Annotated in this window: 16 protein-coding genes; 12 read left to right on the top strand and 4 right to left on the bottom strand. The window is 58.6% G+C overall.

The annotated features are described in order from the left end of the window. Both mlaE and B2W52_RS04545 read right to left on the bottom strand, forming a co-directional pair. The coding region (gene mlaE / locus B2W52_RS04540) for a lipid asymmetry maintenance ABC transporter permease subunit MlaE (RefSeq protein ID WP_286801585.1) at positions 1 to 614 on the bottom strand (614 nt) is incomplete at its 3' end. Then, positions 611 to 1,423, bottom strand: a complete 813-nt coding sequence (locus B2W52_RS04545; RefSeq protein WP_053112675.1) for an ATP-binding cassette domain-containing protein — start codon at positions 1,421 to 1,423, stop codon at positions 611 to 613. The genes B2W52_RS04545 and mlaE, both read right to left, overlap by 4 nt. Positions 1,424 to 1,611: 188 nt before the next feature. Here B2W52_RS04545 and B2W52_RS04550 point away from each other — a divergent pair, with 188 nt between their 5' ends. The 12 genes from B2W52_RS04550 to yjgA all read left to right on the top strand — a co-directional run bounded on the left by B2W52_RS04550 (position 1,612) and on the right by yjgA (position 10,735). Further along, a complete protein-coding gene (locus B2W52_RS04550) occupies positions 1,612 to 2,592 on the top strand; it encodes a KpsF/GutQ family sugar-phosphate isomerase (RefSeq protein WP_008170168.1) in 981 nt (326 codons plus the stop codon). A 22-nt stretch (positions 2,593 to 2,614) separates the two neighbouring features. Beyond that, positions 2,615 to 3,163, top strand: coding sequence for a KdsC family phosphatase (locus B2W52_RS04555; RefSeq protein WP_008170166.1), 549 nt, complete (start codon positions 2,615 to 2,617; stop codon positions 3,161 to 3,163). After that, positions 3,160 to 3,744, top strand: coding sequence for an LPS export ABC transporter periplasmic protein LptC (gene lptC / locus B2W52_RS04560; protein WP_273071643.1), 585 nt, complete (start codon positions 3,160 to 3,162; stop codon positions 3,742 to 3,744). Before B2W52_RS04555 ends, lptC begins: the two co-directional genes overlap by 4 nt. Continuing rightward, positions 3,728 to 4,282 (top strand): lipopolysaccharide transport periplasmic protein LptA, encoded by a 555-nt coding sequence (gene lptA, locus B2W52_RS04565; RefSeq protein WP_008170160.1) that lies wholly within the window; start codon positions 3,728 to 3,730, stop codon positions 4,280 to 4,282. Before lptC ends, lptA begins: the two co-directional genes overlap by 17 nt. Next, entirely contained in the window at positions 4,260 to 4,985 is a 726-nt protein-coding gene (gene lptB / locus B2W52_RS04570; RefSeq protein WP_008170158.1) for an LPS export ABC transporter ATP-binding protein, read from the top strand. The genes lptA and lptB overlap by 23 nt, the downstream gene beginning before the upstream one ends. 151 nt (positions 4,986 to 5,136) lie before the next feature. After that, complete coding sequence (locus tag B2W52_RS04575) at positions 5,137 to 6,663, top strand: RNA polymerase factor sigma-54 (RefSeq protein ID WP_273071640.1); 1,527 nt, start codon at positions 5,137 to 5,139, stop codon at positions 6,661 to 6,663. Between the two features lie 101 nt (positions 6,664 to 6,764). After that, the gene (gene hpf, locus B2W52_RS04580) at positions 6,765 to 7,073 is read left to right on the top strand and encodes a ribosome hibernation promoting factor (protein WP_092030976.1); all 309 of its coding nucleotides are present in this window, start codon (positions 6,765 to 6,767) and stop codon (positions 7,071 to 7,073) included. 87 nt (positions 7,074 to 7,160) lie between these two features. Further along, the gene (gene ptsN, locus B2W52_RS04585) at positions 7,161 to 7,631 is read left to right on the top strand and encodes a PTS IIA-like nitrogen regulatory protein PtsN (RefSeq protein ID WP_008170153.1); all 471 of its coding nucleotides are present in this window, start codon (positions 7,161 to 7,163) and stop codon (positions 7,629 to 7,631) included. Between the two features lie 28 nt (positions 7,632 to 7,659). Beyond that, complete coding sequence (gene rapZ / locus B2W52_RS04590; protein ID WP_008170152.1) at positions 7,660 to 8,544, top strand: RNase adapter RapZ; 885 nt, start codon at positions 7,660 to 7,662, stop codon at positions 8,542 to 8,544. Positions 8,545 to 8,551: 7 nt separating this feature from the next. Further along, positions 8,552 to 8,821 (top strand): HPr family phosphocarrier protein, encoded by a 270-nt coding sequence (locus B2W52_RS04595; protein WP_008170151.1) that lies wholly within the window; start codon positions 8,552 to 8,554, stop codon positions 8,819 to 8,821. A gap of 9 nt (positions 8,822 to 8,830) precedes the next feature. Then, on the top strand, positions 8,831 to 10,192 hold the full coding sequence (gene mgtE / locus B2W52_RS04600) for a magnesium transporter (RefSeq protein WP_286801592.1): 1,362 nt from the start codon (positions 8,831 to 8,833) through the stop codon (positions 10,190 to 10,192). Between the two features lie 15 nt (positions 10,193 to 10,207). After that, positions 10,208 to 10,735, top strand: a complete 528-nt coding sequence (yjgA, locus tag B2W52_RS04605) for a ribosome biogenesis factor YjgA (protein WP_008170149.1) — start codon at positions 10,208 to 10,210, stop codon at positions 10,733 to 10,735. A gap of 9 nt (positions 10,736 to 10,744) precedes the next feature. Here the strand turns inward: yjgA and B2W52_RS04610 are convergent, their stop codons facing one another. After that, positions 10,745 to 11,590: a carbon-nitrogen hydrolase family protein gene (locus tag B2W52_RS04610; protein ID WP_008170148.1), complete on the bottom strand. Its 846-nt coding sequence runs from the start codon at positions 11,588 to 11,590 to the stop codon at positions 10,745 to 10,747. A gap of 30 nt (positions 11,591 to 11,620) precedes the next feature. After that, positions 11,621 to 13,459 (bottom strand): YhdP family phospholipid transporter (locus B2W52_RS04615; RefSeq protein WP_286801593.1); only part of this gene is annotated, 1,839 nt, incomplete at its 5' end.

Consider the following 13,459-nt stretch of genomic DNA (forward strand, 5'->3'; position numbering starts at 1 on the left):
CTCTTGATGACACCGTTCAGGACATCATCAACAAAATCCACCGACGACTGCATATTGCCCCAGAAGGAGCCTTCGAACACGCCCAGCCAGTCTACACCCACCAGCATACCGCCCCAGATGCCGACCACCGAGAAAATGACCGCAAGCACAGGCATGGCGATAAACCCGGCCCAGAGGCGGGGCGCAATGACGCGCCGAAGCGGGTCCACACCCATCATTTCCATGCTAGACAGCTGCTCGGTGGCTTTCATCAGGCCTATTTCCGCTGTCAGCGCCGAACCGGCCCGACCTGCGAAGAGCAACGCAGTTACCACCGGCCCGAGTTCGCGCACCAGGGTCAGAGCAATCATCTGACCGATAGCGGCCTCGGAACCGTAATCACTCAGAATTGTATACCCCTGCAGCCCCAGCACCATGCCAATAAACAGGCCAGAAACCACGATAATGGCCAGGGACAGAACGCCAACGGCGTACAGCTGCTTCACCAGAAGGGGGAAACCGGTCGCCGGCCTGGGCACACCGCCCAGAACGCCTGCAAGGAAACGGCCTGAACGGCCGAATGACGAGACGATATCAAGACCGAGCCGCCCGAATGCGGCAATTCTGCCAATCAAGACACACCCCCGGACAACCCAAAGTCCTGGGCGGCGCCCTCGGCCGGGTAGTGAAACGGCACCGGGCCATCCGGCTGCCCCTGGAGAAACTGCTGAACCTTCCCGGAAGGATGCGCCCGGAGCTCTTCCGGTGTGCCCTCCCCGATCACCTTGCCGTCCGAGATGATGCAGGCGTAATGGCAAATGCTCAGGGATTCGGGCACATCGTGGGAAACCAGAACGCTGGTCAGCCCCATGGAGCTGTTCAGATCGCGGATCAGCTTTACCAGAACGCCCATGGCAATCGGGTCCTGGCCGGCGAACGGCTCGTCGTACATGATCAGCTCGGGATCCAGGGCAATACTTCGGGCAAGAGCAACCCGGCGGGTCATACCTCCGGACAGTTCCGACGGCATCAGTTGCCGGGCGCCTCGCAATCCGACGGCTTCAAGCTTCATCAGTACGACATCACGAATCATGTCTTCCGGCAGCTTTGTGTGCACCCGCAACGGGAAGGCCACGTTCTCGAACACGCTCAGATCGGTGAACAGCGCCCCACTCTGGAACAGCATGCCCATCTTTTCCCGAAGGCTGTAGAGGGCTTTGCGCTTGAGCTTCGGCACTTCATGGCCGTCCACCACAACACTGCCCGAATCCGGCCTGAGCTGGCCGCCAATAAGGCGCAGCAGCGTGGTTTTCCCGGTTCCGCTGGGCCCCATGATGGCGGTGATTTTTCCGCGGGGGATGTCCAGGCTGACACCGTCGAAGATACGGCGCCCTGAGCGGGAGAACACGACGTCCTTGAGCGATATGTAAGCCGGTGAATTCATAGTCCTTACCTTTCAAAGAGGGGCTACATTATGCCAAGGAGCGCGCAAGCTCAATCCAAAGTGCCCAAAATGTACTGATAGCAATGATCAGTTTGACTGAACTTTCGGTAACCGGGCATCGTTGCCGGGTGAAAATGGTATACTCTGCCCAACATTTACAACGTCCCGACAGCCAGGCCCAAAGCCCGATGACCGAACAGACTCCCAGCGATTTCCGATCTTCTGCCATCCGCGCCATCCGCATTGAGCGCGACGCCATTGATGCCCTTGAAGGCCGAATCGACGACCAGTTCACGCGGGCCTGCGAAGTTATCATGAACTGCAAGGGCCGCGTGGTTGTGACCGGCATGGGAAAATCCGGCCACATTGGCAACAAAATTGCCGCCACCCTGGCCAGCACTGGAACGCCATCGTTTTTCGTGCACCCGGGCGAGGCAAGCCACGGTGACATGGGTATGATCACCTCCCAGGATGTGGTCATCGCCATTTCCAACAGCGGCAACACCAGCGAGGTGGTCACCATTCTGCCGTTGATCAAACGCATGGGCGCTCCGCTGATCAGCATGACCGGCAATGCCAGCTCCACACTGGCCCGGGAAGCCGTCGCCAATCTGGACGTCAGCGTTATGGTGGAAGCCTGCCCACTGGGTTTGGCGCCCACCTCCTCCACAACGGCCACCCTGGTGATGGGCGATGCCCTCGCCGTTGCACTCCTTGAGGCCCGGGGCTTCAGTGCCGAGGATTTCGCTATCTCTCACCCCGGCGGCAGCCTCGGGCGTCGGCTGCTGCTCAGGGTCTCCGACATCATGCACAGCGGTGATCAGATTCCAGTCGTCAACGAGGATACCCCCTTGAGCGGTGCTCTTCTTGAGATGTCCCGAAAGGGTCTCGGTATGACCACCGTCGTCAATGATAAAGGCACTCTTACCGGAATATTTACGGACGGTGACCTTCGACGGACTCTGGATCGATCGGTGGACATTCACAATACGCCCATCAACGAGGTCATGACCCGGCATGGTAAAACGATCCAGGCCGATCATCTGGCGGCGGAAGCGCTGAACATAATGGAGGAGATGAAGATCAACGCCCTCCCCGTTACCGACGACCAGGGTGGTCTGATTGGCGCCATCAATATGCACGACCTGCTGCGTGCCGGCGTTATCTAGGGGCTATGAGGAGCTGTTTGATATGAAGCACCAATGGCCGGATTCGCTGTTGGCAAAGGCCGTAAAGATCCGCCTGATCGCACTGGATGTCGACGGCATCATGAGCGACGGTAAACTTTATTTCAGCGCCACTGGTGATGAGCTCAAGGCTTTTAACATTCTGGATGGCCTGGGTTTGAAACAACTGATGGCAGCCGGGATTACCGTGGCCGTGATCACCGGACGAAAGTCCCCCCTGACCGAGAAGCGCATGCGGGATCTTGGCATTCCCCACCTGATGCAGGGGCGAGAGGACAAGAAGGTAGCCCTTCAGGAACTGGTCAGCACCATGGATATCAGCCCCGAGGCCATCGCATACATGGGGGACGATCTGCCAGATCTCCCGGCACTGAGGTTCGCCGGACTGGGCATCACCGTGCCCAACGGTTACTGGCTGGTGCAGCAGCATGCCGACTACTGCACCATTGCCCGGGGCGGCGAAGGGGCGGTCCGCGAAGCCTGCGACTTGCTGCTGACGGCCCATGGCAGGCTTGACGCAGCACTTGCCCCCTATCTGGAGCCCGAGGCATGAACTGGCTGCTGGACAGACCCTGGCTGCGAGCACTGGCACTGGCTGCTACCGTGGTGGCAGCCGTATTCCTGCTCTGGCGCAGCGATGAACCCCCTGTGATTGATGACGAGGCAGCGGCCCTACGGGGAGACGCCGAACCAGACGGTTTCGTGGTGAATGGTCAGTACACCTCCTTCGATGAAGCGGGCAATCTCAAGATCCGGTTTTCCAGCCCCCGAATTGAGCAGTTCGAGGAAGGCAACCTGGCCACCATGGAATCTCCCCGGGCCGAGCTGTACGGGGACCAGGAGGCCCTGCCGTGGATTGTCGAGGCCGACAATGGCAGCTTGCTGCAAAACCAGAATCTGGTGTACCTGACGGACAATGTCCGGGTTCAGCGCACGATTGGCGAACGGGACGCCGTCCTGACAACATCAAGCCTGACCCTGGATAACGACCGGGGCATGGTATATACAGACGCGCTCGTAGAAATACGTGATGTTACCGGCATAACCCGGGCCACGGGCATGAAAGCGTGGATAGACGAACGAATTCTGGAACTGAACTCCCAGGTGGAAGGACTCTATGAAACCGGAAACTAACCGATACCGGCGCCTGATGGCTGCCCTGCTAACGGTCGTGATGATCGGCCCGGCGGCTGCATTTGACCTTGATTCTGACACTCCTATCAAGGTCACCGCAGATACCGCCCGCCTGGATGACGGCCAGGGCATTGCCACCTACACCGGCGCTGTGGAACTTGAGCAGGGCAATACCCGCCTGACTGCCGAGCGGGTCGTCCTGTACCGGACCGAGGACGGCCTGAGCCGGATCGAAGCCTCTGGTACGCCCGCTATATACCGTCAACCGGCGCGCGAGGGGGAAGGCGAAACCGATGCCCGTGCCCTGAACATTACCTGGTCTGCCACCGACAGCCAGCTGACCTTTGAACGGGAAGCAGTCATCGAGCAGAATGGCAACCTGTTCCGGGGTGATGTCATTCATTATGATACCGTCGGCCGGGTTGTCACCGCTGAGGGCGGCGCAGACACCGGCGAGGGCAGCGGCCGGGTAGAGATGGTGATTCAGCCACGCAGTACAGACAGACAGGGATCCGATGGCAGTTCTGAGAGCCAGTAACCTGGCAAAGAGTTACAAACAGAAAAAAGTGGTGATCGACGTTTCCCTGGAAATCCGCAGTGGGGAAATTGTCGGGCTGCTTGGTCCCAACGGTGCCGGGAAAACCACCTGCTTCTATATGATCGTTGGGCTCGTCCCCGCTGATCGCGGGCGGATCACGATCGACAGCCGGGATATCACCCCCCTGCCCATGCATGGTCGGGCCCGCCAGGGCATCGGTTACCTGCCCCAGGAAGCCTCGGTCTTCCGCAAACTGTCCGTACGCGACAACATCATGGCCATCCTCGAAACCCGGCCGGGGCTGGGCAAGGCAGAGCGGGAGAAGAAGCTCGAGGGGTTATTGGAAGAATTCCACATCACCCATATCCGGGACAGTGTTGGCATGGCATTGTCCGGCGGTGAACGCCGACGGGTGGAGATTGCCCGGGCACTGGCCATGGAGCCGGCTTTTATCCTGCTGGATGAACCCTTCGCCGGTGTGGACCCCATATCCGTCAGTGACATCAAACACATCATCCGGCACCTTCGGGACAAAGGCATTGGCGTTTTGATCACCGACCACAACGTGCGTGAGACCCTGGACATCTGCGAGAATGCCTACATTGTTTCCGGCGGCCACATCATCGCCTCCGGCAATGCCGACGCCATCCTGGCCAACCAGCAGGTCAAGGAAGTCTATCTCGGCGACGAATTCAGACTCTGACACCCAATGGCTGATTGTTTTGATGATCTGTAGCAAGTAAACTCGGCAAAGAACTTGCTAGGGTAAATTAAAATCACGGCAAGTAACCGGCATATAAAGATTTTTTCACGACTTATGACACAACGCGCTGATGAGTGACGGATCCTGAACCATGGTTATGAAAGCCTCCTTACAGTTAAAGCTGGGTCAAAGCCTGACCATGACGCCCCAGCTGCAACAGGCGATCCGGCTTCTCCAGCTCTCCACTCTCGACCTCCAGCAGGAAATCCAGCAGGCACTGGAATCCAACCCCATGCTGGAGACCTCCGAGGACGATGACCAGACCGACGCAGCCAGCGAAAACGACGAGCGCGAGGCCAACGCCACCGAGTCCGCCGCTGAAGCTGCCCCGGAACCGGCCAGCGACTGGGATGAATCCGAGAACGGCCCGGACTGGTCCTCGGAGAACGAGATTCCTGACAACATTCCGGACGATCTGCCGGTTGATACCGCCTGGGACGACATCTACCAGTCCGCACCAGCGCCGGCAGCCCGCAACGACGACGAAAACGATCACGATTTCGAAACCCGTAATTCCCCGACCGAAACGCTTCAGGATCACCTGGAATGGCAGCTCAATCTGACGCACCTCAGTGAACGGGACCAGGCCATTGCCCATGCCCTGATGGATGCAGTGGACGAACGGGGCTATATCACCAGCCCGCTGGAGGAAATCCACGCCGGACTGCTGGATGAGAACGATGAAGACCCCCTTGAACTGGATGAAGTGGAAGCCGTGCTTCACCGCCTGCAACACTTTGATCCGCCCGGCGTGTTTGCCCGGGACCTACAGGAATGCCTGCTGATCCAGCTCAACCAGCTGCCGCCGGAAACACCCTGGCTGGCCCAGGCACGCCTTGTAATTACCCATTACATCAACCTGCTGGGCAACCGCGATTACGCCCAGTTGCTGCGCCGCAGCCGCCTGAAAGAAGACCAGTTGCGGGATGTCCTGGCGCTGATCACCGGCCTGAATCCGCGGCCGGGCGATGTCATTGACCGGGCCGAACCCGATTATGTGATTCCGGACGTGATCGTTCGCAAACACAATGGCCGCTGGCGTGTTGAGCTGAATCCTGAAATTGCACCGCGCATCCGGGTCAATGCCAGCTATGCTTCTCTTATAAGGCGTGCGGACAGCAGTGCCGACAACACCTACCTGCGGGATCAGTTGCAGGAGGCGAAATGGTTTATCAAGAGCCTGCAGAGCCGCAATGAAACCCTGCTGAAAGTGGCGACCCGTATTGTCGAGCACCAGCAAGGATTCCTGGATCAGGGTGAAGAAGCCATGAAACCGCTGATCCTCTCTGATATCGCCCAGGCGGTTGAGATGCATGAGTCCACGATTTCCCGGGTCACCACCCAGAAATACATGCACACCCCCCGGGGAATTTTCGAGCTGAAATATTTCTTCTCCAGCCATGTCAGCACTGACGAAGGCGGTGAATGTTCTTCCACGGCGATCCGCGCGATGATCAAAAAGCTGATTGCCGCGGAAACGCCCAAAAAGCCGTTGAGCGACAGTAAAATTGCAGCCATGCTAGGAGAACAGGGAATCAAGGTTGCGCGACGCACCGTTGCCAAGTACCGGGAGGCCATGCACATTCCGCCTTCGAACGAACGCAAGCGGCTGGTCTGAACACCCCGGGGTCCGGGCGCAACGTACTATTTGCCGGCGCACAATGCGCCAGCACCCAGACCGGCTCCCGGGAGCCGGAACGATGACAACAGGAGACGCCTATGCAACTCAATATTTCAGGCCATCACGTAGAACTTACTCCCGCACTGAAGGATTATGTTTCAGAGAAGTTCCAGAAGCTCGAGCGTCACTTTGACCACATCAGCAACTGCCAGGTAACCCTGGAAGTGGAGAAGGTGCGCCAGATTGCGGAAGCCACGCTGCACGTGGTTGGTGGTGAGATTCACGCAAAGGCAGAAAATGAGGATATGTACGCAGCCATCGATGCCCTGATCGACAAGCTTGACCGTCAGATCCTCAAGCACAAGGAAAAGAATGTAGACCGGATGCACGGAAACGGCTCTCGCTAACTGACTGTTTTCATGCAATTCATCTAATCGAGCTGCGACATGAGTAACGTGTCGCAGCCTTTTTTTTAACGGAAACGCAGTCGATCCATGAGCGACACATCCCTGACCATAGAGAACATTCTTGCTCCGGAGCTCACCCTCTGCAGGGTAGCTGCGTCCAGCAAGAAACGGGCCCTGGAGTTTATTGCCGAGCAGATAAACCATCAGGACAACACGCTCAGCGAGACCCAGCTCTTCAACAACCTGATTTCCCGCGAGCGCCTGGGCAGCACCGGCATTGGCCAGGGAATCGCCATTCCCCACTGCCGTCTGGAAGGACTTGATCACGTGGTGGGCGTGCTGATGACGCTGGAAGAAAGCGTCGAATTCGATGCTATCGACAATCAGCCGGTGGATCTGATTTTCGCCCTGATCGTCCCGAAGGAAGCAACGAGCGAACACCTGGAGCTGCTCAGCCAACTGGCTGAAAAGTTCAATGAGCGGTCGTTCTGTGATCGCCTCCGGCAATCCGAGGACGCCAGCACGCTGTACCAGCGCATGACCGCCTCAGGCGGCTGATATTCACTGCAGTGGAGGTAAGGTGGTCATGAAGCTGATTATCGTCAGTGGCAGGTCCGGTTCGGGCAAGAGTACCGCACTTCATGTGCTGGAGGACCTCGGGTTTTATTGCATCGACAATCTTCCTATTGGCCTGCTCTTCCCCCTCACACGGGAAGCCGCCAGCCAGACCAGGCCTGGTCGACTGGGCAAGATGGCCGTCAGTATCGATGCGCGGAACCTTTCCGGCGAGCTGGCCAATTTCGAGGAGATCTACCGGCGCCTCCAGGAAACCGGGGTTACCGTTGAAATCATCTTCCTGGACGCCGACGAGCAGTCGCTTCTGCAGCGTTTTCACGCCACCCGCAGAAAGCATCCGTTGAGTGACGACAGGACCTCTCTCCGGGAAGCCATTACCAGCGAGAAGAAACTGCTGGAGCCCCTCTCCAAGCTTTCCGATCTTTACGTAAATACCACCGGCATGTCCATGTACGAGCTGCGGGACATGGTCAAGCAGCGCGTGGTCGGTCGAAAAGATCAGGAACTGGCTCTCCTGTTTCAGTCATTCGGCTTCAAACACGGCGTGCCGCTGGATTCCGACTACGTTTTCGATGTCCGCTGCCTGCCCAACCCCTACTGGGATACCAGCCTCCGCAAGTATGTCGGGACGGATCAGCCGGTTATCGAGTTTCTGGAAAAAGAACCGGCAAGCCGGAAGATGATCGAGGACCTGAAATCATTTCTGGATACCTGGCTGCCCTCCTTTGCAGACAGTAACCGCAGCTATATGACCATTTCCATTGGCTGTACCGGCGGCCAGCACCGGTCGGTGTATGTGTGCGAGCAGTTGGGTGAGTACTTCCGGCAACGGTACAGCAATGTGCAAGTGCGGCACACCGAGCTGCCACACCTGCAGACCCGGGAAGAGATCTGATCAAGCCATGATTCGCCGCCCCATTACCATCATCAACAAACTGGGCCTGCATGCGCGCGCCACTGCGAAGCTGGTCAACACGGCATCGGAATACGACAGCAGCGTGCGTATCAGCGGCAAAGGCCGGGATGTGGACGCGAAGAACATCATGCAGGTGATGATGCTGGCCGCCAGCAAAGGAACCGATGTGGAGCTCATTGCCGACGGACCGGATGAGGAACAGGCCATCGAAGCATTGGTGGAACTGATTAACGACTATTTCGGTGAGGGTGAGTAAAATAAACACATGACCGATATTCTGGAAAAAAGCCAGGCCCGCCAGCGTCTTCGTTCCCTGAGCGAAGCGCTGGACAGTGGCGCACTGAAGCAGGTTGCCCGCATCCTGAACGGTGGCCTGAGCCCCAGTGATATTGCCCATTTGCTGGAGTCCTCACCGCCCCGGCAGCGGGCCCTGCTGTGGAACCTGGTGGACAAAGACCTCGAAGGCGAGGTTCTCCAGTATCTCAGTGATGATATCCGAGGCTACTTCCTGAGCCAGCTGAACGCTCAGGAACTGGCGGACATCATCGAGGATTTCGAGTCAGACGACCTGGCCGACCTGCTGCAGCAGCTGCCGGATACGGTCATCCAGGAAGTCCTGGAGACCATGGACGAGCAGGACCGGCAACGGGTGGAGGAAGTTCTCTCCTATCCGGAGGACACCGCCGGCGGTCTGATGAACACGGACACCATTACGGTGCGCCCGGACATCAGTATCGATGTTGTGCTCCGCTACCTTCGCAGGCACCGCACCCTGCCACCCATGACCGACAGCCTGATCGTGGTCAGCCGCCGGGACGATTTCATTGGCATGCTGCCCATCACGAAAATGCTGGTCTCCAACCCCGCCTCCACCGTGCGGGAAGTCATGGATACCGACATCGAGCCCATTCCCGTGAGCCTCTCCGACACCAAGGTAGCGACATTGTTTGAACGCTACGACCTGATCTCGGCGCCGGTGGTAAACGAGGAGGGCCGCCTGCTGGGTCGGATCACCATCGATGACGTGGTTGACGTTATCCGGGAGGATGCGGACCACTCACTGATGAGTATGGCGGGTCTGGACGAAGACGAGGACACCTTTGCGCCGGTGTGGAAAACCACCCGTCGCCGTGCCGTCTGGCTGGGCATCAACCTGATTACGGCACTGACCGCCTCCGCCGTCATCGGGCTATTTGAAGACACGATCGCCAAAGTGGTGGCGCTCGCAGTGCTGATGCCAACTGTTGCCAGTATGGGCGGCATTGCTGGTAGTCAGACGCTTACACTGGTGATTCGCGGTATGGCCGTGGGGCAGATCAGCGGCGCCAACGTAGGCTGGCTGCTGAACCGGGAATTTCTGTCAGGGATACTGAACGGCCTGCTCTGGGCCGCCGTGGTGGCGGGTGCAGCCATGCTCTGGTTCCAGGATGTGATGATCGGCGCGATCATTGCTGCCGCGCTGGTGATCAATCTTGTCGCCGCAGCGCTGGTTGGCACGGTTCTGCCACTGTTTCTCAAATCTCGCAATATTGATCCGGCCCTGGCAGGCAGCGTGATTCTCACGACTGTGACCGATGTAGTCGGGTTCATGGCCTTTCTTGGCCTCGCGACGATTTTCTACGCTTAAGCGGATCTCGGATTTATGAAAGACCATCAAGACAACGACGCGCCGGAATACGACGGCCCCAGCAAATCCCAGCTGAAACGGGAAATGCATGCCCTGCAGGATCTGGGCAAGCGGATGCTGGACCTGAGCAACGATCAGCTGGAAACCTTGCCAATCAGCGAGACCCTCCGCGCCGCGATCGAGGAATCCCGCCGTATCCGCCAGAACGAGGCCAAACGACGGCACCTGCAATACATCGGTAAGGTCATCCGACAGGAAGATGATCCTGAAGCCCTGGCGAAAGCCATCGACGCCTTCGATGCCGGTAGCGAAGAACACACCCGCAGACACCACCTGGCGGAACGCTGGCGGGACCGGATGATTGCCGAAGGCGATTCCGTTGTTGGCGAGTTCTTCAGCTACTGCCCCACTGCCGATATGCAGCACCTGCGAAACCTTGCTCGAAACGCCCGAAAAGACGTCGAAAAACAGAAGAACACCGGCCAGGCCCGGAAACTGTTCCGTTATCTCAGGGAGTGCATCGATGACGCCGAGGCCATGTGAGCCGTTGGTTCAACCTTTGAGCCGGCGGTGCTCCCACACCGGCATCCGGGCGCGCAGATTGGCTACCTGATCGGCGTCCAGTTCGGCGGTGACCAGGCCCGGGCCTTCCCCCATTTCCGTCACGATCCGCCCCCAGGGATCACAGATCAGGCTGTGGCCATAGGTGCGACGGCGCTCGCTGTTCTGGCCACCCTGGCCAGGTGCCACTAACCATACCTGGTTCTCGATCGCGCGGGCCCGGATCAGGGGGTACCAGTGGGCATCACCGGTCTGCCAGGTGAAAGCGCTCGGAAGGCAAATCCAGTCGACATCCTGCTCACGCAGCAGCCTGAACAGCTCCGGAAAGCGAAGATCGTAGCAGATCGCCAACCCCAGCTTGCCCGCGGGCGTATCCACGGTCACTATCTGTTCGCCGGGCTCGAAGGTGTCCGATTCACGGTATTGACCATGGGCGTCTTCCACCATGGCATCAAACAGGTGAATCTTGTCGTAACGGGCAACTTCCTCACCCTGGTCATCAAAGACAATGCAGGTTGCCCTGACCCGATCCTCCAGATCTGAGCCGTCCGGTCGTTTGGCCACGGGCATCGATCCGCCAACGATCCAGAGCCCCAGTTTCCGGGCCTGTTCGGCCAGGAAGGTTCTTATGACAGGCTCGGCCCCCGCCTCCTGGCGACCACGATCAATCATCTGACTGGTGGCCAGAACCGCAAAATTCTCAGGCAGTACGGCGACCGAGGCGCCCTGCTCGGCAGCCCGGGCCAGCAGCTGTTCCGCTTCGCGCAGATTGGCGTCAATGTCATGACCGCTGACCATCTGGATGGCTGCGACCCGGTTGGAAACACGCTTGTTCATGACTGCCTCCGATATTGCCAAACAGAAAAGTTATTCGCCGGTGTCAAAAACCCGTTGCAGATTCACTTCCGGCTCGTCCCATGTGCCGGTCACGCTGTAGGTTGCGCTTGTCAGCCTGCTCAAAGGATCGCCCAGAATCTTGTCCAGCACAAACAAGGCGCCGCCGATCGGCGCACCGGCACCCATGAGCAGCGCCGCCAATGGCAGATTCTGAGTCAGGGGCAACACAACCACAAGCCGCATATCCAGCTCCTCGCTGGCCATATTGGTCGTACCACTAAGTTTGAAGGCGCCGGATGGGCCCACTATCTGTAGTTCCGGATCCATGGTCAGCAAGCCATTGATTATCTGCGCCTTGCCCGATATCGCGTCAAAAGCCACCCCCCGCTCATACAGATCGGAAAAGTCGAGCTTCAACCGGCGCCATAGGGTGTCAGAGTTCAGCAGATTGAACACCCGGAACAGTTGCGCCGTGTTGTTTCGCTCCAGGATCACACCCTCATCCAGCCTGAGACTGACCGAGCCACTGAGCTCCGGTATGGAAAGCTCATCCGGACGGCCGGGCCAGTCCAGATCCAGCTCTATGTTGGTCCCCTCGTTGGTGACCGGCATTTCAGTGTCGAGGAGCTCGTTCAGATCCGCGAGCGCCCCCCCGCTGATAGAACCTGTAAACCGGCTGGTTTCCCGGTCTCCGACGATGCTCCAGCTCATATCGCCCAGGAGTGTCAGGGAATTCAGGCGCCCCTCGATGTCATTTACCTGCAACCGGAAAGGTTCGGGGCGGAGCCGGAAGGCCCACTGTCCCAACGATTCGTCGTTCAGTTGCAGTTCCGCAATCGAGACATCGATATCCGGCCAGTTTCCCATATCCAGCGCGCGGAACGCCTCAAGCTGCTCTTCGAGGGTCAGTAATTCCGGCGAATCCTCAGGGGGTGTTTCACTGCGTACGAGCCGTAACACCTGAAAATCGGCCTTCACCGTGTCGCCATTTTGCGGAATTGTCAGTCGGCCTTCGGCGCGTTGCGAGCTGGTGGTCACCACCCACCGGTCACCAAGATCGAGGGCATTGATATCAATATCGTTCAACACCTGCGGGCCAAGGTGCAGGCGGCCAAGACGCAAATCAAACCCGGTCTCTTTCCATAACAGATCGAATGTTGCGCGGTTTTCCCAGTCGCCCGTAATGCCAAGCCCGCCAGCGGCCGAGGGATTGATGGTTGCCCGCAGCGGTGCTGCCTCATCCGCCGTTTTTGACAGTGGCTCCGGCCAGTCAACTGCCAGCCCCTCAAGAGTGGACCGCACTCGGATACCCGACGTTGAATCCGATCCCACGTCCAGGTCCGCGGTATAGGTAACATTGCCCTGCAAACCAAAACCCGAACTGGTCTCAAGTCCCGCCTGCTCAAACACCCCGGGCACCGGTAGCGTTCCTGACTGCCGGATGGTAAGGGCATTGCCCGCCCGGGACTTGCTGAAGGCAATGGTTACCGGTTCATCGAAGAATTCGGCATTCAGAGGACCTCCAGAGAAGCCGTTTTCGCTGTGGTAGGTCAGTTCACCCTGAACCGACCGCCAGGCCAACCCTGCTGAGGGGTAAGAGACGGTGCCTTCCTGAGCGGAAATCTTTACCTCAACCACGGGGGGCTGCTCCGCCCCCAATGGCAAGTCGATACCAAGATCCAGCTGATACTCACCACCATATTCAAGCTTCTGGGCCTCTGAGCCTGCCATATCACCCAGGGGGCTATTTTCCATCCAGAACCCGACCGATTCGCCGGGCACCCGTGCCGAGGTATCCACCCTTATCCGTGTGCCTTGATCGGAGGGCACCACGCGAACCGTCCCGGGATCGAGATCCAGGCCCCCGGT

Origin of the sequence: Marinobacter sp. UBA2498 (assembly GCF_002341575.1) — a bacterium.
In the GTDB taxonomy this organism is placed as follows: domain Bacteria; phylum Pseudomonadota; class Gammaproteobacteria; order Pseudomonadales; family Oleiphilaceae; genus Marinobacter; species Marinobacter manganoxydans.